Source organism: Enterobacteriaceae bacterium ESL0689 (genome assembly GCA_029433525.1).
GTDB lineage: Bacteria > Pseudomonadota > Gammaproteobacteria > Enterobacterales > Enterobacteriaceae > JAQTIF01.
Genome location: JAQTIF010000002.1, coordinates 246,687 through 270,328, shown reverse-complemented (window position 1 = coordinate 270,328; position 23,642 = coordinate 246,687). Strand labels below are relative to the sequence as shown.

General features: G+C 51.1%; 15 protein-coding genes, 1 tRNA gene and 4 pseudogenes. 14 read left to right on the top strand and 6 right to left on the bottom strand.

The window, feature by feature from the left end; genetic code table 11:
• Positions 1–60: 60 nt before the first annotated feature.
• Positions 61–2,202 (bottom strand): phosphate acetyltransferase, encoded by a 2,142-nt coding sequence (gene pta / locus PT300_12980; protein ID MDF7681448.1) that lies wholly within the window; start codon positions 2,200–2,202, stop codon positions 61–63.
• 79 nt (positions 2,203–2,281) lie between these two features.
• Positions 2,282–3,484: an acetate kinase gene (gene ackA / locus PT300_12975; protein MDF7681447.1), complete on the bottom strand. Its 1,203-nt coding sequence runs from the start codon at positions 3,482–3,484 to the stop codon at positions 2,282–2,284.
• A 324-nt stretch (positions 3,485–3,808) separates the two neighbouring features.
• Between ackA and yfbV the strand changes: the two genes are divergently transcribed.
• Positions 3,809–4,264, top strand: a complete 456-nt coding sequence (gene yfbV, locus PT300_12970; protein MDF7681446.1) for a terminus macrodomain insulation protein YfbV — start codon at positions 3,809–3,811, stop codon at positions 4,262–4,264.
• Positions 4,265–4,305: 41 nt separating this feature from the next.
• On the opposite strand, the pseudogene PT300_12965 reads toward yfbV, so the two are convergent.
• The 4 genes and pseudogenes from PT300_12965 to PT300_12950 form a co-directional block, all read right to left on the bottom strand.
• Positions 4,306–5,379 (bottom strand): annotated as a pseudogene (locus PT300_12965) (IS3 family transposase).
• Positions 5,366–5,521 (bottom strand): annotated as a pseudogene (locus PT300_12960) (Arm DNA-binding domain-containing protein). Before PT300_12960 ends, PT300_12965 begins: the two co-directional pseudogenes overlap by 14 nt.
• A 180-nt stretch (positions 5,522–5,701) precedes the next feature.
• A tRNA-Asn gene (locus PT300_12955) sits at positions 5,702–5,777 on the bottom strand.
• Positions 5,778–6,043: 266 nt separating this feature from the next.
• A complete protein-coding gene (locus tag PT300_12950) occupies positions 6,044–6,526 on the bottom strand; it encodes a methylated-DNA--[protein]-cysteine S-methyltransferase (protein ID MDF7681445.1) in 483 nt (160 codons plus the stop codon).
• A gap of 596 nt (positions 6,527–7,122) precedes the next feature.
• Here PT300_12950 and PT300_12945 point away from each other — a divergent pair.
• The 13 genes and pseudogenes from PT300_12945 (at position 7,123) to PT300_12885 (ending at position 23,606) form a co-directional block, all read left to right on the top strand.
• Positions 7,123–7,497: a type VI secretion system contractile sheath small subunit gene (locus PT300_12945; protein MDF7681444.1), complete on the top strand. Its 375-nt coding sequence runs from the start codon at positions 7,123–7,125 to the stop codon at positions 7,495–7,497.
• A gap of 35 nt (positions 7,498–7,532) precedes the next feature.
• Positions 7,533–7,970, top strand: a pseudogene (locus PT300_12940) (type VI secretion system contractile sheath large subunit).
• A gap of 80 nt (positions 7,971–8,050) precedes the next feature.
• Positions 8,051–9,400, top strand: a complete 1,350-nt coding sequence (gene tssK, locus PT300_12935; GenBank protein ID MDF7681443.1) for a type VI secretion system baseplate subunit TssK — start codon at positions 8,051–8,053, stop codon at positions 9,398–9,400.
• On the top strand, positions 9,397–10,086 hold the full coding sequence (gene tssL, locus PT300_12930; protein ID MDF7681442.1) for a type VI secretion system protein TssL, short form: 690 nt from the start codon (positions 9,397–9,399) through the stop codon (positions 10,084–10,086). Before tssK ends, tssL begins: the two co-directional genes overlap by 4 nt.
• A complete protein-coding gene (locus PT300_12925) occupies positions 10,086–11,765 on the top strand; it encodes an OmpA family protein (GenBank protein MDF7681441.1) in 1,680 nt (559 codons plus the stop codon). The genes tssL and PT300_12925 overlap by 1 nt, the downstream gene beginning before the upstream one ends.
• Positions 11,766–11,767: 2 nt before the next feature.
• Positions 11,768–11,962, top strand: a complete 195-nt coding sequence (locus tag PT300_12920) for a hypothetical protein (GenBank protein ID MDF7681440.1) — start codon at positions 11,768–11,770, stop codon at positions 11,960–11,962.
• Between the two features lie 164 nt (positions 11,963–12,126).
• On the top strand, positions 12,127–14,799 hold the full coding sequence (gene tssH / locus PT300_12915) for a type VI secretion system ATPase TssH (protein MDF7681439.1): 2,673 nt from the start codon (positions 12,127–12,129) through the stop codon (positions 14,797–14,799).
• The gene (vgrG, locus tag PT300_12910) at positions 14,796–17,153 is read left to right on the top strand and encodes a type VI secretion system tip protein VgrG (GenBank protein MDF7681438.1); all 2,358 of its coding nucleotides are present in this window, start codon (positions 14,796–14,798) and stop codon (positions 17,151–17,153) included. Before tssH ends, vgrG begins: the two co-directional genes overlap by 4 nt.
• A 15-nt stretch (positions 17,154–17,168) precedes the next feature.
• On the top strand, positions 17,169–19,538 hold the full coding sequence (locus PT300_12905) for a hypothetical protein (GenBank protein MDF7681437.1): 2,370 nt from the start codon (positions 17,169–17,171) through the stop codon (positions 19,536–19,538).
• 224 nt (positions 19,539–19,762) lie between these two features.
• Positions 19,763–20,152, top strand: a complete 390-nt coding sequence (locus tag PT300_12900; protein MDF7681436.1) for a DUF1311 domain-containing protein — start codon at positions 19,763–19,765, stop codon at positions 20,150–20,152.
• Positions 20,153–20,262: 110 nt separating this feature from the next.
• A pseudogene (locus PT300_12895) lies at positions 20,263–21,475 on the top strand (IS256 family transposase).
• 9 nt (positions 21,476–21,484) lie between these two features.
• A complete protein-coding gene (locus PT300_12890) occupies positions 21,485–22,759 on the top strand; it encodes a hypothetical protein (protein MDF7681435.1) in 1,275 nt (424 codons plus the stop codon).
• Positions 22,746–23,606, top strand: a complete 861-nt coding sequence (locus PT300_12885; GenBank protein ID MDF7681434.1) for a hypothetical protein — start codon at positions 22,746–22,748, stop codon at positions 23,604–23,606. Before PT300_12890 ends, PT300_12885 begins: the two co-directional genes overlap by 14 nt.
• The last annotated feature ends 36 nt before the right edge of the window (positions 23,607–23,642 follow it).

Sequence of the window (23,642 nt, the reverse complement as noted above, 5' to 3'; positions counted from 1 at the left end):
AGATACGGTCATCCGCCACTGTTTTGATTGCCGTTATCGGGTCACGACCCGATAACAGACTTAGTGCTGCTGAGAAGCCTGGATTGCTGTCAATGCAATAGTATAGACGATATCATCAACCAGCGCGCCACGCGATAAATCATTCACCGGTTTACGCATCCCCTGCAACATCGGGCCGATAGAAATCAGATCGGCAGAACGCTGTACCGCTTTATAAGTCGTATTACCGGTATTCAGATCCGGGAAAATAAAGACGGTAGCGCGGCCAGCCACCGGTGAATTCGGTGCTTTGGACTTCGCGACATCTGCCATTACAGCGGCATCGTATTGCAGTGGGCCATCGATCATCAAATCGGGGCGTTTTTCCTGCGCCAGACGGGTGGCCTCACGCACTTTCTCGACATCACTGCCCGCACCCGAGTTACCGGTTGAGTAAGAGAGCATCGCAACACGCGGTTCGATACCGAACGCAATCGCGGACTCAGCAGACTGAATCGCAATTTCAGCCAGTTGTTCTGCGGTCGGATCAGGATTGATGGCGCAGTCACCATAAACGTAAACCTGCTCAGGCAACAGCATGAAGAACACAGAGGAAACCAGAGAGCTGCCGGGCGCGGTTTTAATCAGCTGTAACGGCGGACGAATGGTATTGGCGGTGGTGTGTACTGCACCAGACACCAGACCATCGACTTCGTTTTGCTCCAGCATCAGTGTACCGAGCACTACATTATCTTCCAGCTGCTCACGGGCTACGGTTTCGGTCATGCCTTTGTTCTTGCGTAGTTCGACCAGACGGCCAACATATTTCTCACGCTCCACCGCTGGATCGATAATTTCGATACCGCTGCCTAGCTCAATCCCCTGTGCCGCTGCGACACGCTGAATTTCATCGGGGTTGCCGAGCAATATACAGGTAGCAATCCCACGCTCGGCACAGATAGCGGCCGCTTTAACGGTACGGGGCTCGTCGCCTTCCGGCAAGACCACCCGTTTACCAGCTTTACGTGCCAGCTCGGTCAGCTGATAGCGGAAGGCCGGTGGTGAGAGACGGCGGCTACGTTCAGAGGTAGCCGTGAGCGACTCGATCCAGTCAGCATTAATGTAACCGGCGACGAACTCCTGAATTTTCTCAATACGTTCATGATCGTCCGACGGCACTTCCAGATTAACACGTTGCAGATTCAGTGAGGTTTGCCAGGTATTGGTTTTGACCATAAAGACCGGCAGACCGGTGGCGAATGCCCGCTCGCAGAGTTTGCTGATCCGTGGGTCCATTTCATAGCCGCCGGTCAGCAATACGCCGCCAATTTCAACGCCATTCATCGCTGCAAGACAAATGGCGACCAGCACATCAGGACGATCAGCCGAAGTGACCAGCAACGAACCGGCACGGAAGTGTTCCAGCATGTGCGGGATACTGCGTGCGCAGAAGGAGACGGATTTCAGGCGGCGAGTATCAATATCCCCTTGATTGATGATGGTGGCATCCAGGTGATGCGCCATATCAATCGCCCGGGTGGCGATCAAATCGATGTTCCACGGTATCGCGCCAAGAACAGGCAGCGTGCCATCAAGACCCAACTGATTCGGGTCGAGATGTACCGCATTGCTCTGGGAAGCTTCATCGAAGATTTCAGACAGATCCGGGCGCGGGCAGCCTTGCGGATCAACCGGGGCATTCAGGCGGTTAATAATAACCCCGATGATATTGCTGTTTCTGACACCACCGAAGCTATTACGGGTCAATGCGATACGTTCTTTCAGTTGCTCAGGAGTTTCAGAATCCTGTGACATAACAAAGACAATTTCTGCGTTCAGCGTTTTGGCAATATCATAATTTAACGCCTGGGCAAACTGATGATTCCGGGTGGGAACCAACCCCTCTACCAGCACCACTTCGGCATTCTGTGCCGTTTCATGGTAATTAGCCACGATCTCTTCCATCAGCACATCTTTCTGATTGCTGGAGAGCAGCGACTCAACATGGCTTATTTTCAGAGGCTCAGCCGCAGGAAGGTCGGAAGTGGCGCGGATAATGGTGGTGGTATGATCAGGCGCATCATCGCCAGCACGGGACTGTGCGATCGGTTTAAAAACGCTTAAACGAACACCTTTACGTTCCATAGCGCGGATAACACCGAGACTGACACTGGTCAGGCCAACGTTGGTTCCGGTTGGAATCAGCATAATGATACGGGACACGATATCTCCTTGTTGATAACCGCCAGCATTCGGCGGGAGATAAAACAGCACCGCCAGCTTACAGGCTGGCGGTGTGGGATCACGCGGTCAGACGATAAGCGTCTTGTGCGATAACCAGCTCTTCATTAGTCGGAATCACCAGCGCCGGGCGGGTGCCTTCTTTATTGATAAAGCCGGATTTGCCAAAACGTGCATCCAGGTTGCGCTGATGGTCGATTTCAAAACCCAGCAGCTTCAGTTTATTCAGTGACAACTCACGCACCATAGCGGCGTTTTCACCGATCCCACCGGTAAAGATAACCGCATCCAGACGGCCATCCATCAGGGAGGTATACGCGCCGATATATTTTGCCAGACGGTGGCAATAAACATTCATGGCCCGTTTGGCGTCATCTTTTTGCTGATAGTTGTCTTCAACATAGCGGCAATCACTGGTCACTTCAGTCAGCCCCAGCAGCCCCGACTCTTTAGTAAGCATTTTGTTGATATCATCAACGCTCATGCCCAGCGCATCATGCAGATAGAAGACGATCGCCGGATCGATATCACCGCAACGTGTCCCCATCACCAGGCCTTCCAGTGGAGTCAGCCCCATTGAGGTATCAACACATTCGCCATTACGGATAGCGGCGACAGAGCCACCGTTGCCGAGATGGCAGGTGATGATATTGAGATCCTCAACCGGTTTGTTAAGGGCCTTAGCCGCTTGCTGAGTGACGTAATAGTGGCTGGTGCCATGTGCGCCATAGCGGCGAACACTGTGATCCTTATAGAGTTTATAAGGTAAAGCGTACAGATAGGACTCTTCCGGCATCGTCTGGTGGAATGCGGTATCAAACACCACCACGTTTTTATCTTTCAGCCGTGGGAAGGATTTTAATGCTTCGGCGATACCGATCAGATGGGCGGGATTATGTAAAGGCGCGAAACAAGAGGCATCTTTTATTCCCTGAACCACCGTATCGTCAACCACGACCGAGTGGGTGTATTTTTCGCCGCCGTGAACAATACGATGACCGATGGCCACCAGCTGTTCAGACAGTTCAGGTTTTTGTACCAGAATCGTGTTAACGATAAAGTTAAGTGCTTCGCTATGAGCGGCACCCGCACCTAACGGAGCTTCATGTTTGCCACCCTCTATCTTCCATTTAATCCGTGCTTCAGGAAGGTGGAAGCATTCGGCCAGACCTGACAAATATTCATCGCCGGTCAGGGCATCGATAATCGCGAATTTCAGTGAGGAGCTACCGCAGTTTAGAACCAGTACTAACTTACTCGACATGGCAGTACCTTATTTATGGTATATGGCTAAAAAAGTCAAAGAGCCGCCTATGATAATACAGTAAGGCAACAACATTTTATGATGCGTATCATGCCTTATTCTGCTTCTGGGCACGATGAAAAGACGCCTCTCATTTTCCGTCATTCCGGGTGATGTTAAAACGATGGTAAACTGTGCGATAATAACGGAATCTGAGTGCGCTTTCAGGTGCTAACAGGATACCTGATCGCGATTATGGCTGACAAATATTTTTGATATTGTTATCTGTCGTGATAATTTTTGTGTGAATAGTTTAATTTTTGTATTTAAAGTTGAGAGGTAATCATGTCAGGCTTTGATAATCACGCCACGGGTTTTTTTAGCCTGTTTCGCCGTGGTCAGCACTATGCAAAGAGCTGGCCGCTGGATAAACGCCTTGCTCCGGTATTTGCTGAAAATCGAATTATTCGTGCTACCGTTTATGCCACTCGCTTCATGCCACCGCTGGCGGTTTTTACATTATGCTGGCAAATCGCCCTCGGTGGGTCGCTCGCCCTGGCGGTAACCACCGCACTGTTTGCGCTCAGTCTCCCCTTGCAGGGGCTATGGTGGCTGGGTAAACGGTCAGTAACACCATTACCCCCCTCGCTGCTGAACTGGTTTTATCAGGTACGTGATAAATTACAGCTGGCAGGCCAGGCGCTGGCACCGGTAGAGAGAACCCCCGATTACCAGGCATTAGCAGACACCCTGAAACGCGCCTGCGGACAACTGGATAAAACCTTTCTTGATGAGCTGTAATCCACAGAAAGGTGCCACGATAACTGTAAAACATGTTCATCACGCTGTTTCAGCAGAGCCCTGTCTTCACCACGATGCCGTTCTGCTGGCGTGACATAGCGTATTCCACTGTGACGGTGCTCTTCGTTATACCACCGGGTAAATTTCTCCACCCAGGTACGGGCATCCTCCAGCGTCCTGAACCCCGATGATGGCCACTGCGGCACATACTTCAGCGTCCTGAACCCCGATGATGGCCACTGCGGCACATACTTCAGCGTCCGGAACCCCGATGATGGCCACTGCGGCACATACTTCAGCGTCCGGAACAGCGATTCCACATACGCATTATCATTACTCACCCGTGGCCGGCTGTGGGATGGTGTGATATTCAGCTCATGCAGTTTCACCTGCAGCGTCTGCGATTTCATCGCCGGACCGTTATCGGCGTGCAGGACCAGTGGCTGTCGCCAGCAGCCTTCCCGCATCACACTGCGCTGCATCAGGGCGGCTGCCTGTTCACCGCTTTCTGTCTCATGCACTTCGTAACCCGTGATTTTCCGGCTGTACAGGTCGGTTATCAGATACAGATAATACCAGCGGCCACTCACCACAGAGGGCAGCCAGGTGATGTTCCATGTCCACACCTGGCAGGGCCCTGTCGCCGTAAAGGTCGTCGGGGCGGCCACCTTCTGCCGCCGGGCCTGACGTCCCCGCCGGTGAACCTCGCCGGAACGACGCAGTATGCGGTAAAAGGTCGATTCACTCGCCAGATAAATGCCTTTGTCTGCCAGACGCGGCACGATTTGCGACGGCGGCAGACTGGCATATTCAGGCTGATGACATATCTCCCGTATCTGCTGCTCTTCCTCAGCGCTCAGGCGGTTAACCGGTACCGGTCTGACGGCCATCTTCCGGACTTTTTTGCCATCTTCTCCATGTCCGCAGACTCAGACTGACCTCCCGGCAGGCAACCCTGCGCCGGACTCCTGCGGCGACAGCCTCATTAATCCACCGGATGAACAGCTGACGCTCATGTGCAGGTGTCAGTCGTCCCCGTCCGTTTCCCCGTAGTAATCCCTGAGCTTTTTTCGCAGTACCAGTATCGCTGCCGCCTCCGCCAGAGAAGAGTCTTTGCTTCCCGTCGAAGCGGTAAGCCATTTGCCAGTATTTGGAACCCCTCGGGGTAACGCGAAGGAACATACCAAAGCCATCAGTAAGTTTGTATTCCTTCTCAAGGGGTTTGGCATTTTTTGCTTTAATATCAGTCAGTGACATGAAAACATCCCCTCGATTGTTGGTAAAAGGCTAATCGAACCAGCATTACCAGCATTTTTACCATCAAAATGATATGGCTTCGAGTGGTTTTTAGTGAACGAGGGTGAACGACTGAAGGGGGATAACCAATTGATAGAAATGCAGAAAGCAGACGTCAGTGAACGTCTGCTTTCCTTAAATTGGCTCCTCTGACTGGACTCGAACCAGTGACATACGGATTAACAGTCCGCCGTTCTACCGACTGAACTACAGAGGAATCGTTTGAACGAGGCGCATAGTAACGGGGGGGAGCACGCTTGTCAAAGGTAGAATTAACTCATTGCGTCTGACTGCTGACAATTTCAGCGTCGACCCCCTGTTTTGCTTTTTTTCTTCTGATACGTCATAAATAGTACGTCTAAGTTGCTGAGGTATCTGACAGCAAGGAAGGGAAGACGACCTCATGTATTTCCGCAGGATAGGGGATTTAATGGTGAACGGTCATCATAATGAAGCAATGATACGCCTGGCAACATCCTGTTTCTATGGTGCCTGGTTGCAGAATGATGTTGATTTCTCGTGATTAATAAGCCATTTCTTAGTTTCTGTTCCGCCGGTGTACCCAGTCAGTTTCCCGTTGCTACTTATTATGCGATGACATGGCACGATAATCGATATTCTGTTTTGTGAACAGGCATGACCAACAGCGCGTGATTTCTTTTCTGAACCCAGTGCGATGGCAATTTCTTTATATGTTTTAGTCGAGCCATACTCGGTGCGGATTAACTCGTTATAGACTGACGATGCGAACAGAGAGCCCTGTGATATGATCGGTAAACAAAATGAGGTTAATTGTTTAAAGAAATATTGCATTAATTGCTCTTTGCATTGCTGGGTCAGCTCGTTAGGGTTGCATTGCTGTGCTGTATCAGAAAACATGACTTCAATAATATGGCTATGACTGGCAATGATATTGACAAATCGCCACGGGAAAGAAGCAGGGCATATTAACTGATCATGATACATGGCAAATGACTCCATAAGTGAATTGTTTTATAACTTTTGCGGCTGGTGCGGCATCAATGGCTGAAACGTTTTTTTCGGCCCTGCACACGATTCTGTGTCAATGCCTTTTCTCAGAAGTGACCGTCCGGACGGTGACCGAACTCGATAATAAAGCGACTCATCGCCATACGCCAGTCCCTCAGCGACACTGTCCATGCCCGGATTGCCAGCCATACGACCTCAGGAGTATTTCCTGGAAATTTTCCCCACCTTTTTAAATATCAGAAAATAGCATTATTTTCCTCTCATTCCCCTACGAAGCCTGTCCTGGTAGGACAATCAATTGATCATGATTTAAATCAATTTAATTTCATCTACGAAATATTTAGCTATCCGTTTATTTCATTATAGTTAAAAGTTCTGGTTAAACATTAATAATTAGATTAATCGCACTATCAATGGCATGTTTTTCGTTAAAATTTAGGTGATTATTATAATAATTTCTAATGAAAAATTATGATTTATCAATTTGATCTCAATAATAGTTTTGCTCTATCATGCTTTTGTAAACAAGTGCGGTGAGATCTGTCATAATCGTTAAGCATTAAAGGAATGAAATGGCTGAATCGACCTTCCAAAGCGAGATACCGAAGGCTCGCGTTAACACCATTAATAAATTAAATTTTGATAAACTACTTTCTGAGTGGAAGCCTGAAATCAGCTACTCAGTTCTTAACATGCTAACAGGTGACGGTTCAGAAGAAAATATACGCCTCATTTTCTTTGGAATTAAAGACGGCGAACCTGAAGCGATAGCGAAACAGATCCCACCATTACGCGCCATGCTGGCAATGAGAAATCTGCTGCGTGATTTAAAATCCCATCTGATGGACAACACCGGGTTTCGAAAATTGTTTGAGTCCGTTTTAAAAGCCCCTGCCCTGAGAAAAGGGTTAAAAGCAGCACTGAATGCCCTTGTTTCTGCGGAGTGAAACAGAGCGCTTATTTTAGTGGATTAACAGAGAGAATGCCGATGTCTGTAAATAATGAAACACAATCAGCGCATGGGACTGCGACGGTACTTAAAACGGCGCCTTCGGATGGCGTTTATGCGTCATTGTTTGAAAAGATCAATTTAACGCCGGTGACGAAACTGGGTGCTATCACTCAATTCCAGGATAATAACGCACTGGCTGATGTCTCCGCCGATGAACGCATCACAGCGGCAATGCAGGTTTTCATGCAGGTGATGACGAAATCAGGTCAGAAAGTTGAAAGGCTTGATAAGAACCTTTTAGATCAGCAGATTGCCGGGCTTGATCACCAGATTAGCCGTCAACTTGATGAAGTTATGCATCATCCGGAATTTCAGCAGGTCGAGTCACTGTGGCGCGGACTGCGTCATACGGTTGACCGCACTGATTTCCGTCAGAAGGTAAAAATCGAGTTGCTGGATGTTTCCAGAATTCCAGGTCGAGGGTATGGACATCAATCTGTCACTGGTATCTCAGATGCCAAAAGCCAAAGTCTAAGGCAGGAGCTGGAATGAAAATTTATCGTCCACTGTGGAACGAAGGGGCTTTACTCTCCCCTCAGCAGTTTCAGCAGCAGGCTGAATGGGAGTCTTTTCGCTGTGCCGGTGCATCAGCACTGGCGTCCCCGTTCCCCTGGGGGGTGGAAAAAGTTGAGTTTAATGACAGCCTTCTTTCGTCTGGTGTGATCCAGATTACGCAGTTACGCCTCTGGCTGGAAGATGGCTCGCTGATAGATGCGCAAAGGAGTGATCTGCCACCGGCACCACGTGAGTTAGTTGCCAGCCAGCTGACCGGTCTCGATGCCGTAACCGTTGTTATTGCTCTGCCTCACATGCAGCCGGGTGTGATCAACGTAGAGCAGGAAGGTGTCATCGCAGACCGGCCGCTTCGTTATCGTGAAGAGTGGGTGACGGTGCAGGATGCCTTCGGATCTGAAGAAGAGTCCATTGCCGTTGCCCGGTATAATTTCACCATCCGGTTTGCCCATGAAAGCAATGATTCCTGGAAAGTTTGCCCGGTGGCCAGACTGATCCGTGATGGACAAAATGCATGGCGACTGGACCCGTCCTTTATTCCGCCTGTTGCGTCATTTGCGGCAAGCCCGGTGCTTTGCGAACGTCTGGTGCTGCTCAACCGCCAGTTACGCTCCCGGCGTCAGCATCTGATGACCATGCGCCGTGAAAGCAATGAAAGACTGGCTGATTTCGCCGTTGCCGATGTTTCCCTTTTCTGGCTGCTGAATGCGCTCAATTCCCACGCCAGGGTGCTGACGGAATTTGAACGCTTTCCGTCCCGTCCGCCTGAACAGGTATGGGCTGAGCTGGCACGTCTGGCCGGGAGCATGCTGACCTTTTCCCTTGACCATGATCTTGACGCCATACCGGATTATGACCACGAGGAACCGGCCAATGCCTTTCCTCCGCTGTTTGACCTGATAACTAGTTTACTGGAAGCCAGTCTGCCATCCCGGGTCATCGCGCTGGAAATGTCCCGCCCTGACGGGCAGACCTGGAAGGCTAACCTGCACGATATTCGTCTGCGTGAAGAGGCCGACCTCTGGCTCTCCGTGCGTTCAGATATCCCTGCCTGGCAGCTTGCCGATAAATTCCCTGCACTCTGTCAGGCGGGTTCGCCTGATGACGTCAATGAGATCTATGGTGCTGCCCTTAAGGGCATTCCTTTGATCCCGGTGAGCCGGGTGCCGGCAGCGTTGCCTGTACGCATGGAAAACCAGTACTTCGCGCTTGATATGGAAAGCCCCGCGGCACATGAAATGCAGGAGCAGGGCGTGTGTCTGTTCTATGTACCGGAGTTGCTTGGTGCGCTTGAACTTGAACTGTTTGCGGTGTTGCGCTCATGAGACAGGATATCGATATCGACCAGCTGATGACGGAGACCTGGCTCACGGTCACCATGCTGAAGAAAGGTGCTGTCACCCATAATGGTAGTGCGCTTTACGACCAGTGCGTTAAACAGGTTGAAAACGTGCGGGAAGCACTGGCGCGTGCGGGTTATGACGAGGCCAGTATCGAACATATTTCCTATGCACAATGTGCTTTGCTGGATGAGACGGTGATGAGCCGTAAGCCTGAAAAAAGTGAGGAAGGAGAGGAGCCGAAAATTGATGCGGGTCAGCTCGCCTGGCGTAAAGCGCCGCTCCAGGCGCGATTTTTTGGCTCACTGCGCGCAGGGGAGGCACTGTGGGACCGCATTGCCGAGGCCTTGCGTCAGCCCTCACCGAATATGGCTGTTCTGACGTGCTATCACCGGGTGATCGCCCTCGGTTTCCAGGGACTGTACAGCCTGAAAACGGTCAGCCAGTCGCAGCGGGATGAGGTGGTCAAAGCTCTGTCTGAACGGGTATCTCCGCCTGATGCAGGCCTCTCTCTGGTTGTTCACCGGATGGGGAAACCACGCTGGAGTCTGATGCGCTCAGTCTGGTTCTGGATAGCGCTCGCCATCATCCTGACCGGCGTCATCTGGTGGGGGGGCCATCTGTGGCTCCAGGCACTGTTGGCAGCACAGATACCGGAACTGCGTGGCTAATGCGTAGATCAGCCATTATTTCGCTTGCCCTGCACGCCGTTGTCGCCGTTGCTACGTTGCTGTGGCTGCTCTGGTATTTCATCCCGACAGGAAACGTATTTAAAGGGCTGACCACGCTGCTGATCCTGCTGCTGGCAGGCTGGATAGTCTTTAAAAACGGTCGGCGTGACGAGCCCGCATCCCCTGCCACCGTCACCGCCGATGCGCTGCCACTACTCGACACAGAAGGTCCCGTTGTGCTGGTGTGTGGTGATATGCTGGATACCCTGTTCCCGGAAAGCCCCTGGCGTAAAACAGCCCAGGGAGGGTGGCTTCGGGCCGATGATGTCAGCCGCTTAACTGACGTTGTCCGCAGCATACAGAAACAGTTCCCACGCCAGGTAGGTCAGCTTTCAGTAATGTACCGCTGCCTGCCAGATCAACACCAGGATGAAGCGGTTCTGCGTGCCACACTGAAAACCCTCCGCCAGCAGAGTAAACAGATCAAATCCCTGACCGGTTTTACCCTGCCGGTGATGGTGAGTGGTGAATTTTCCGGTCCTGAAACGCCGTGGATCATCGTTCGTGGTGACAAGCCGATTGTCTGTCCGGTTAATGATTCGCCTCAGGCATTCATTGACTGGCAACAGGCGGATGACAATATCATGGCGCTGCCCGCCGTCGAACAGGCCTTTTCCTTCATCCGCAATACCCTGACCGATGAGCTGGATAAACCGGATCGACTCACGCCGCCTGTGCATCTGTTTTCCGTGGCGATGCGCCTCGGCGTGGTCAATCCAGAGGCTCAGTCATTCTGGTCTGCCTGGCTCTGTTCGCGCACCTGTTTGCAGTTTACCCGCAAGCCTGATGCGTCAGTCCCGACAAACCGGTTCCCGGATGCTGTTTTGCCACTTCTTGCCCCCTTTGCCTCTATTGTACAGGGGGGCCAGTGTACCCGCCGACTGGTGCTATTGATGTGGTTGTGTGCCCTGACCGCACTGGGTATTTCTGCACTCAACAATCGTGATCTTATCCGTCATATCAGTGCCGATTTACAGCGCTGGAACGCGATCCCGATGAATCACTACCGCCCTAAAGCAGAAGCACTGGCCGCTCTGAAACAGGATGCGCTCCTGCTGGAACGCTGGCAGCGGCAGGGAGAGCCTTTACGTTACAGCCTCGGCTATTACCCGGGACAACGCCTGTGGCTGGCCTTACAGCAGGCTATCGATACCTGGACGCCGCCCCCCGCCCCTGAACCGAAACCGGTGCCGAAAATTGTCCGTCTCAACAGCATGTCGCTGTTCGATTCCGGCAAATCGACGCTCAAAGTGGGCTCAACCAAAATACTCGTCAATGCACTGGTGGGGATCAAAGCCAAACCCGGCTGGCTGATTGTGGTCAGCGGCCACACCGATAACACCGGCAGCGTACAGCTCAATCAGACTCTGTCTTTGCAACGCGCGGAGTCGGTCCGTAACTGGATGCGTGATACCGGGGACGTACCGGAGAGTTGTTTTGCCGTGCAGGGCTACGGCGACAGCCGACCGATTGCATCAAACGACACGCCTGATGGTCGTGCGCTTAACCGGCGTGTCGAGATCAGTCTGGTGCCGCAGGCGGATGTCTGTCGTCTGCCAGGCGCAAAACTTGTATCCCAGGATGTGGATGACGTTTCAACTCAGGAAAGGGAGCAGTAACCATGGCAATTCCGGTTTATCTGTGGCTGAAAGACGATGGCGGCGCTGACATCAGGCAGGCCGCCTGCGGGAAGCATCACCATCTTGAGCAGATCGCGCGGTGTTACGAAAAAATCACCCGGGTCGACAAAGAGTACAACATTATGCATTTCGATTGCTGGAACCAACGCACCAGCGACCAACGCACCAGCGCGTAAACCCCTGGCGAACAGAAGCGCGCTGTTCGCTTGTTTACTTCTGTTCTGCACAGCGCCTGTCAGGCGGACGCTGTGCAGAACAGCCTCACAATTTATTGGCATCAATCTTATGGGCATTGGTTAACGGCCATGGGCGGTAGCGTGCCTGAACAAGAGAGAACGACATGGAACATCATTCAGCAGTCCTGCTAAGACGACTTAATCATTACTGCGCCAGAGCGCTGGAAGGTGCAGCTTCGTTATGCCAGACTCGTGCGCATGCAGAAATCACGCCGGAGCATTGGCTGTTAAAATTGCTGGAGCAGGGGGAAGGTGACCTGACCGTACTTGCCCGTCGCTATGAATGGGATATGGACGCCATCTGGCAGTCACTCCTGAGCTGGCTGGATGCACAGCCACGTTTAGTACGCAGCCGACCGGAGCTCTCGGCTGCTCTCCAGACTCTGCTGAAACAGGCCTGGTTTGCTGCCACGCTTGCCGGAGATGAGCAGATCCGCAGCATACATTTGCTCACGGCCATGATTGATACCCCAGGGCTGACGCGCTGTGAGGGCCTCTGGCCTTTAATGACGCTGACCACCAGCCAGCTGGAGAGATTGCGCCCCTTGCTGGAAACCCAGTCAGATGAGCGGCGTGACGCAGTCCTCAGCGAATCAGCAGGCAATCGCACCATGATGAGCAGCCCAGCGCCATTGACGCAGGAAGGGCAAAACCCGCCTGACAGCGAAAGCGCACTTCCCGCCGTTTCACAGCAAGAGGCTGTGCTCAATCGCTTTACGGTCGATGTAACCGCCCGTGCCCGGGAAGGAAAAATTGACCCGGTCTTTGGGCGTGATAACGAAATCCGTCAGATGGTGGACATTCTCTCCAGACGCCGTAAAAACAACCCGATTCTGGTCGGCGAACCCGGCGTGGGTAAAACGGCCCTTGTTGAAGGACTGGCGCTGCGCATCGCGGAAGGCAATGTGCCCGAAAGTCTCAAGCCGGTCATCGTCAGAACACTGGACCTGGGGTTACTTCAGGCCGGTGCGGGTGTCAAGGGCGAATTTGAACAGCGCCTGAAGAATATCATCGACGCCGTCCAGCACTCCCCAGTGCCGGTGCTACTTTTTATCGATGAAGCCCACACCATCATCGGAGCCGGTAATCAGGCGGGCGGAGCCGATGCCGCCAATCTGCTGAAACCAGCACTGGCGCGCGGTGAACTGCGAACCATTGCGGCCACGACCTGGAGCGAATATAAACAATATTTTGAGCGTGATGCAGCCCTGGAGCGCCGCTTCCAGATGGTCAAGGTTGATGAGCCCGATGATGACACCGCCTGTCTGATGCTGCGTGGGCTGAAATCCCGCTATGCCGAACACCACGGTGTGCATATCACTGACGATGCGGTTACAGCCGCGGTGACGCTTTCCCGCCGCTACCTGACGGGTCGCCAGCTGCCGGACAAAGCCGTAGACCTGCTCGACACGGCATCCGCCCGCGTGCGCATGAACCTCGACACCGTGCCGGAAGCGCTGACACAGTACCGCGCGACACTCAGCGCCCTGGATATTGAAAAACAGGCGCTGCTGGAAGATATTGCGCTGGGCAATCAGTCGCACGGCGAACGCCTGGCAGCGATTGAACAACAGCATAATGACCTGATGGCCGAACTCGACGCGCTGGAAGCGCAGTACAGTCGCGAGCTGAGTCTGACGGAACAACTGCTGGAAGTGCGCCAGGATATCAGCCGTCAGAGCGATATTGCCGCGCTGCAACAGGCGCTTTCTGCCGCGCAGAGCAGCACGCCGCTGCTGTCACTGGATGTGGACACTCGCACCGTCGCGACCGTGGTCGCTGACTGGACCGGCGTCCCCCTCTCCTCACTGATGAAAGATGAACAAACCGAACTCCTGACCCTGGAAGAACAGCTGGCCACCCGTGTTGTTGGCCAGAACCCCGCCCTGAATGCCATTGCCCAACGCCTGAGGGCGTCCAAAACCGGCCTGACGCCAGAAAACGGGTCCCAGGGAGTCTTCCTGCTGGTTGGCCCGAGTGGCGTGGGTAAAACCGAAACCGCGCTGGCGCTGGCTGACGTTATGTATGGCGGTGAAAAGTCGCTTATCACGATTAACCTGTCGGAATACCAGGAGCCTCACACGGTCTCGCAGCTGAAGGGTTCCCCTCCGGGCTACGTCGGCTACGGTCAGGGCGGTATTCTCACCGAGGCCGTGCGTAAACGTCCCTACAGCGTGGTGCTGCTGGATGAAGTGGAGAAAGCGCACCGGGATGTGATGAACCTGTTTTATCAGGTCTTTGACCGGGGCTTTATGCGCGACGGGGAAGGGCGTGAAATTGATTTCCGCAACACGGTCATTCTGATGACCTCGAACCTCGGCAGTGACCCATTGATGCAGTTGCTGGAAGAGCAACCAGAAGCCACCGATGGCGATCTGCATGAACTGCTGCGCCCGATCCTGCGCGATCACTTCCAGCCTGCGCTGCTGGCCCGTTTCCAGACGGTGATATACCGCCCGCTGGCAACGGATGCTATGCGTACCATCGTCGGCATGAAGCTGGCACAGGTGAGCAGGCGCCTGCAGCGTCACTACGGCATTGCCACGCACATCGGCGCAAGCCTCACCGACATGCTGGCAGGCGCCTGTCTGCTGCCGGATACCGGGGCCCGTAACGTGGACAGTCTGCTTAACCAGCAGATCCTGCCGGTTCTGAGCCAGCAGTTATTAAGCTATATGGCGGCAAAACAGAAGCCGTCCTCGCTACAGCTGAGCTGGGATGATGATGAAGGCATAGTGCTGGCGTTTGATGAACCGGCAGAGGGAGAGGCGTCATGAGCGATGCCCTGATAAGTGAAGTAACCCGCGTGGTGCAGCCGCTGTCAGGTCAGTCACGCTACCGGGTAGAGGTGCATGAATGCCGCGAGTTTCTGGACGTGCTGCACTACAGCGCGGAGGAATCCCTCAGTCAGCCCTGGCGCTATGAGGTGACGGTCACCAGCGCCTCAGCGGATATTGCCTGCGACACATTACTGCTGAAACCGGCATCATTCACTTTCCAGACCCCGGTGTATGACGGCACACCGGCGCTGTCGGTGCGGACGGTATTCGGTGTGATTGAGTCATTTCGCCGGATATCCAGCTCGAAAGATGAAACCTGTTACGCGCTGAGGATTGTGCCGCGCATCGCTCTTCTGAACTATACGAAAGGCAGCGAAATCTACCTTAATCAGTCGGTGACTGAAGTGGCCGAACAGGTGCTGCGTAAACACGGTCTGGAAGGACCGGATTTTGAGTTCCGGCTTTCGCGGGAATATCCCTGCCGGGAGCTGATTACCCAGTGGCGTGAAACTGACCTTGAGTTTATTCAGCGCCTGCTGGCAGAAGTGGGGATTTACTGGCGCTATGAAATGGACAGCCGTCGTGAGCAGGAGGTGGTGATATTTCAGGACAGTCAGCAGCAGTATCAGTATGGGGTCACTCTGCCATTACGCAGCCAGGCGGGGATGAGTGACAGTGGTCAGGAGAGTATCTGGAATATCCAGACGGCCAGCCATGTGGTGAGCGGGAGCGTGTCCACCCGTGACTACAACTACCGTGAGGCGCTGAACCCCCAGGACAGCACTGAAAGCATTTTCAGCCGGGAAGGGATAACCAGCGGGGAAATCTATCATTATGCGGAACCCTTCCTGACGGAAGGTGATACAGAAACCCCGGAGACGGGGGCATTCTTTGCCCGGCTGCGTCATGAACGTATCCTGAAAGCGCAGTATCGGGTCAGCGGGCACGCCTCCAGCCCGCATCTGGTGCCGGGTCAGGTGCTGGAAACGGACGGCCAGTTACCTGATGTTGTCCGGGAAGGTATTGTCATCACCACGGTACGCACCCGAGGTTCACGCCAGAGCTGCTTTACGCTGGCGTTTGAGGGTATCCCTTACCGTGAAACGGTCTGCTACCGTCCGCCCCTGCGCCGTCGTCCGGTGATATCCGGTTCACTGCCGGCGCGGGTGGAAAGCGCACAGAAAGACGACATTTATGCCTGGCTCGATGCAGACGGGCGCTACCGGGTGAAACTGGACTTCGACCGCAACGACTGCGAGCGGGGTTATGCGTATCTGTGGCTGCGGCTGGCAAAACCCTTTGCCGGAGATACTTACGGATTTCACGCACCGCTTATTGACGGTACGGAAGTGGCGGTGGTCTTTGACGGCGGAGACCCGGACAGGCCGTATATCGCGTATGCCCTGCATGACTCAGAACATCCGGACCCTGTGACGCGAGACAATCATACGCGGAATGTGTGGCGCACACCGGCGAACAATAAGCTGCGGATGGAGGATAAGCGTCAGGAAGAGCATATCAAGCTCGCGACGGAATACGGCAAAACGCAGCTGAACATGGGGCATCTGGTTGACAGTCAGCGGGAAAAACGCGGAGCGGGTTTTGAACTGCGGACGGATGAGCATGGTGCCGTCCGTGCGGCCCGGGGGCTGTTCCTGACGGCGGATGCGCAGGCGAAAGCGCAGGGCGCGGTGCTGGAAATGACGCCTGCCATTAAGCGGATAAATCAGGCTAACAGCCAGATGCAGGCGCTGAACAATGCCGCAGACGCGGCCGGTGCGCTGTTATCCGATATTAACACCCAGCTCAGCCTTGTGACCGACAGACTCCAGGACCTTCAGTCTGCGGTACTGCTGTGCAGTGCGCCCCGGGGTGTGGCGTTGACTTCAGGTGAACATCTCCAGCTGTGCAGCAGCGGTAATATGATGATTAATGCCGGGCAGCATCTTGATATTGGTGCGACGGGAAATCTGTCGGTGGCGGTGGAAAAAGCGCTGGGGATGTTTGTCCATAAAGGTGGGGCAAAGCTTGTTGCCAGCCAGGGAGACATCGAAATCCAGGCGCAGCACAACACGATAGCGCTGTTTGCAGAACAGCAGCTGACGGTGAGCAGCGGTGAGGATGAAATCATTATCAGCACGCCGGAAACGCTGACGCTGAATGGTGGCGGGTCATATCTGCGGCTGAGCAGGAACGGGATAGAGCACGGCTCCGCGGGTGATTTCATCATGAAGACATCCGGCTATCTGGTGCCGGGTGCGGGTGCCAGTCAGCAGATGGAAACACCGGACTTTAAAACGACGAACGAGACGGTCACAGGAAAAAACGCTGCCAGATGGAGCAGTGAATAAAAGGGAGGGTCCATTATGACTGCCAGGATACCCGGAATCAGCTTTCCCGTCCCCGCGAATAAAAACGGCCATCCCTTTTCCTCAGCGGAAGAGCTGCTGGCGGTACTCGCCGGGGAAAGCTCAGGCCTGTATCTGGTGGGCTGTCAGGGGATGTGGCACGGGGGTATTCACATCACCAATGCGACGGTGCCCTGGTGTGCCCTGAGCACGGACAGCGAAGAGGAGCGTAAATACTGCCGTGAGCTTTATAAGGGCGAGCAGTTTATTCGCTGTATGGCGGATGGTGAGATTGTTGCCTGGCGGATATGTGAGAGCTATGAACGTGCCGGGATTGACTGGCGTAATGAAAAACTGCTGCTTTCAGACTCCTTTGTGCTGATAAAACACTATCTCCAGCCGGGAGAGAGTACAGCAAGCGGGCTGACGTTTTACACGCTGTATATGCACCTGGCACCGTACAGTGCTTATAAACAGCCGGGCGGCAGTTCAGACAGAAAGGTGGCGGGAGTCCAGCGTTATTACCTCAGTGCGGATGATGTGCAGGCAAAGCGGGTGGCGGGAAAACTGGAACAGGATACCCCTGTCACGCTGGGTGACAATACAGTGAGCCGCAGCAGGGACCAGCGCCAGTTTAGCGAAGTGACGCTGAAAGCCGCGGTGAGAAATGCAGAAGGAGAGGAACTCCCGGCGGGAACCAGAGTCTGGACGGTGTCAGACCGGGGAAGTCTGAAAGCAATGGATTCTGTTCCTGTTCCGTCATGGTGGGCAAAATGCGCACCTGCCTGTACCGCTCAGCCGGAAGGTGTGGTGAACTGTACCTCACGGACGGACTGGGCATACTATCTGAGCCGTGATGATGTACTGCAGAATAACAAAGCGGGCAAACTGGCGGCAGGTTTTCCGCTCTCTTACGAACCTGGCAATACTGCACAGCAGGTTACCCGTCCGGGAAAAACAGCGAATGAAATGGCGCGGACATTCAGTCTGGTGACTCTCGGTCGCGATAAGGACAAACTGAAAAAGGGCGACCGGGTGTGGGTGGTATCAGACGGCGACAGCCTGACCCCGGTTGTGCCAGCGGCATCGGGTGGTGAACAGGGATTTAATACCGTGTGTGTACCACCGCAACCTGTCCCGGTCAGTGCCGGAGACGGTCTCGGGCATATGGGCTTTTATCAGCTTCCGGAAGAAAACGGCAAACTTTCGCGCTACCAGGTGCATATCGAGTGCCTGAGCATGGATGATATGGAAAAGTTCCTCACTAACCCCGGCGGAGTGGGGGTGGATACGCCGGTGTATCTGACCTGGCAAAGAGAAGCGCCGCTGTATGAAAAGGGCGAGCAGGGAATGGCTGCGGGCAGCCGGAAAACCCGGACATCGGGCGTGGTGACTCTGACAAAAGTGCCGGGTGCGGATGTGCAGGGAAAGATACTGCCGGATAACCATGATGCGGCTTATTTTCAGATACGTCAGGAAGGGGGCTGGTTAGCGGCGGCCAGTGTACAGAAAGTGGCGCAGTATGCGCCGGGCGAACTGGGATTTGTGACGCTGGATCAGGTGCCGGAGAACTTTGACCTGATTGATGGCTTCAGGCAGCCGGATAATATGGTAAGGGGGATACTGGAGCATTTATATAAAGCGGCACAGGAGGAAACGCGCATCACACACATCCTGAACAAGTACAACTACCAGTGGCTGCTGGAAAGGATTGACAGTAACCGTGACGGTTATTATTCGGAGCAGGAGTACCTTCAGGCGATACATAATATTTCCTACCGCGACCATCTGTACCGTATCATCGTCAGGCATGCCAGTGAATGGTATTACGACAAGGGTGATGCGCTGCGGAAAAATTATCTGGATACCTTAACCCGGGACGCCCCGTTGTGGAAAAAATATCTGGAAACGTTTCTGGGCAGGATGACGTGGATGAAAGCGGTAATCAGAAAGGGAGTGGCCCTGGGGCCGGAAGTCTGGCATATGCATCCGGTGGTGTTTCTGGAGGCGCTTAATATTAAAATTAAAGTGTTAAAAGGAAAATTGACATATAATGCAGAGGGAAATGATATTCCATCATCGATTTACTATAGCAGGATTATTCACTGGCCTGGAAATGAGCTATCAGGTGTAACAATTGGTCGTGGTTATGATATGGGTGATCGTACTGAAAGTGAAGTATACAATGACCTGATTGCATCAGGTGTCTCTAATGATCAGGCTATTAAAATATCTAAAGGTGCAAAATTGAAAGGTAACATGGCTCGTGATTTTGTAGCCTTAAATAAAGAGAATATAGGCGAAATAACATTACAGCAGCAAGAGTCTCTTTTTGCAATTACTTATCCTAAGTATGTTGATAAAGCTATTCTTAACTATAATAAATGAACCAAAGATGTCTCTGGGGTAAAATCGTGGGATTCATTAGATGTTGTTATTCAAGAAGTACTCGTGGATTTCGTTTACCAGGGATTCACTAAAGGGCCTAAACCTATGCTCTCAGGTTCAAAAAATAATAAACAAGAGTTGATTGATTATATAAAAAATACACCGGCGATTTTTCAGTATGAACCCGGTAGGCATAGGGCTGAATATTTAGAAGGTGCTAAATAATGAAATATATTTTTTTATTTTTTTATTTTCCTCCTTTTTTTTTACATGGAGAGGATATTTGCCATGATGTTGAAAGCTCAGATCAGGTTTTTTTATGCTCTGAAAAGAAGAAGGCCATTGCCGATAAATATTTAAATGAGCAGTATTTATCTCTGCTATCAAAAGTAAATGCTGAGTATGCAAATGACAGGGTTTTAAAAGAAAGTTTTTTGAATAATATAAAAGTAGCGCAACGAGATTGGATAAAGTTTAGAGATTCTAATTGTAAGCTATATTCTTTTCAGATCGATAGTAAAAGCCAGGCTTACCAGATAACTTTTAATGAATGTGTGGTGAAAATGTCAGTATCCAGAGGTAAAGAGTTGGAGGGTATTTCTAATGACATGTAGTATATCACTAATATCTTGAAAGAACTGGGATATTTATCTGAGCCTGTAATTTAAATTGTGTATCTGCCTGTTTTTGATATCTTCACTGCAACAACAGAGGCAGGTAAATTATGGACGAAAAAAAACTCAGGGCACTGGCAACTGAACTGGCCAAAAACCTGAAAACTAAAGCTGACTTCAGTCAGTTTACCCGGATGCTAACGAAGCTGACCGTCGAAACAGCGCTCAATGCAATGCGGAGTTAACTGAGCACCCCGGGTATGATAAAAACACCAGAAAATCAGGCACAAATACCCGCAATGGCTACTCGTCTAAAACCCTGCTTTGCGACGATGGCCAGATTGAAATCAGTACGCCACGTGACCGCGAAAATACCTTTGAACCTCAGCTTATTAAGAAGAACCAGACCCGTATCACACAGATGGACAGCCAGATTTTGTCCCTGTATGCCAGAGGCATGACCACACGTGAAATCGTTGATACATTTAAGGAAATGTATGATGCGGATGTGTCACCCACTCTGATATCTAAAGTCACTGATGCGGTGAAAGAACAGGTTATCGAATGGCAAAACCGCCCGCTGGATGCCCTGTATCCCATTGTTTACCTTGACTGTATTTTCATAAAAGTCCGTCATAATGGCTGCGTGATTAACAAAGCCGTGTTCCTCGCGCTGGATATTAATACCTCAGGTCATAAGGAACTGCCGGGTATGTGGCTGGCCGAAAACGAAAGGGCAAAATTCTGGCTCAGTGTCCTGACAGAGTTGAAAAACCGGGGACTTCAGGATATCCTGATTGCCTGTGTGGACGGCCTGAAGGGCTTTCCGGATGCCATCAACAGTGTTTACCCGCAGACCCATGTCCAGTTGTGCATCATTCACATGGTACGCAACAGTCTGAAATACGTATCGTGGAAGGACTACAAAGCCGTTACCGGTGGCCTGAAAGCGGTGTATCAGGCCGCACAGAGGAAGCGGCACTGATGGCACTGGATAAGTTTGCCAGCGAATGGGATGAGAAATACCCACAAATCAGTAAGAGCTGGCGTGCGCACTGGGAAAATCTCAATACGTTCTTCGGTTATCCGCCCGATATCCGCAAAGTCATCTACACGACCAATGCCATTGAATCGCTGAACAGTGTGATCCGTCAGGCGATAAAGAAACGAAAGATGTTCCCGACAGACGACTCGGTACGGAAAGTGATTTACCTGGCAATCCAGTCAGCCTCAAAAAAATGGAGTATGCCGATCCAGAACTGGCGACTGGCAATGAGTCGTTTTATTATTGAGTTTGGTGATCGCCTGAGCGGGCACCTTTAATACGGTAATATGGTGGCAGTTACACAGAATGATTTACAGGGTCGCAAATTCATCTCTTCGGCGGCCAGTGTACAGAAAGTGGCGCAGTATGCGCCGGGAGAACTGGGATTTGTGACGCTGGATCAGGCGCCGGAGAACTTTGACCTGATTGATGGCTTCAGGCGGCCGGATAATATGGTAAGGAGGATACTGGAGCATTTATATCAGGCAGCACAGGAGGAAACCCGCATCACACACATCCTGAACAAGTACAACTACCGGCGGCTGCTGGAGATGACTGACAGTAACCGGGATGGCTATTATTCGGAGCAGGAGTACCTTCAGGCGATACATAATATTTCCTACCGCGACCATCTGTACCGTATCATCGTCAGGCATGCCAGTGAATGGTATTACGACAAGGGTGACGCGCTGCGGAAAAATTATCTGGATACGTTAACCCGGGACGCCCCGTTGTGGAAAAAATATCTGGAAACGTTTCTGGACAGGATGATGTGGATGAAGGCTTTGTCTGGCAAGGGAGTGAGCCTGGGGCCGGAAGTCTGGCATATGCATCCGGTGGTGTTTTTAAATGCCATAAGGAAAGGGAAATCAAAAATTACGCGAGAAATGCTCAGAAAGATTTGGAATAATCCAGGTAAGGTTTCTGACTCTGTTCTTGATATTGTTGCTGAAGAATTTTCGAATAAGTTTGAAATATGTAATATTAATACAAAAAATAGACTTTATCATTTTTTTGCGCAAATATTTCAAGAGGTGGGGGCTGAGTTTAATTTAAATGAAAATCTTAGCTATAGACCAAGTGTGCTTGTAGATAAATTTTCATACTATACTATTCATCCTCAGGAAGCGCAAACGGATGGTTATATCCCGGAAAGGCAAACTGCGAATAAACAAAATATTGCTAACAAGGCCTATGGTGGACGAGAGGGAAATAATGATATTGCAAGTGGAGATGGATGGAGATATCGTGGTAGAGGAATGAAACAGTTGACATTCAGAAATAACTACAGATCTTTTACAGACTATCATGAAAGGGTTTGGGGAGAACGTATTGATTTTGAATCGAATCCAGACCTTTTACTTGATACGGTTTATGCAGCAAGATCTGCTTTGTATTTTTGGGATCAAAATAACCTCTACATAAAAGCTGATAATGGAATCAGCAGGGATGTATCAGACTCGATTACACGCATTATTAATCTTCATGACGATCACTATACAGAAAGACATAATAATTTAATAAGATTCCTGCAAGGAGGAATTTTCGATGAGATATTTTAAAATAATAACACTGGCATCTGTCTTTTTTTCAATGCCATTATCGTCAATGGATTTTGAGATATCACCTCCTGATGAGGTTGATGGTATCAGGTATTTTTTATTAAAAGTAAAAGATGACAATCGAGTCAGGGATATTGATGTGATGCTTGAGGGTAATTTACGTGCTCCTCTAATCCGGCATCATTATACTTTTTCCTGCCAATGGGGGGATGCTTCTGGGGTCAGATTAAGCATGGATTCATCTTCTAACGATGGGCCATTGGTATTTGATAATATCTATGTACTGGATAACAAACTGGATATAGTTTTTGCAAAATCCTATGCTCGCATGAATAATAAATGGATTGAACCCCTCAGCCTGACTAATGCTGTTTGTAAACGTTCAGGTGGCGGTGTGAAAATTGATACAATAACTAATAAAGACTTTATTATAGATTTTGAGTTTATACACCAAGGGCCATTTTTTTTAAAAGGATTTAAAGATAAAGCTATTAAGTACGTTAGAAATGAATCTTTAAACCTTGATCTTGTTTATGAGGATGCGAATGGTGAGGTTGTTATCGATACGATAAAAAATCATGATAACAAGGCGCCTTTAGTTCGTACTGTCTTCTTTATGAATATTAATTCGGAAATGAAAATCATTAGTCTGGTCTCATGGGGGGCAGGTGATGAAGGGTATCATAAAGTATATGGATATACATATGATAAAAAAGGGCGTATATATTCCGATAAATCTTTTGATAAAGATGTTAATTTATCAGGTTATAATACAAAAGAACATCCATTTAAATATAAAGATGCGAGCTCTATAAAAGAATATTTGCATAAAAAATTTAATTCCTGATAACTGAATCCGTACTCGTCAGAGCCGTAGAGAGTT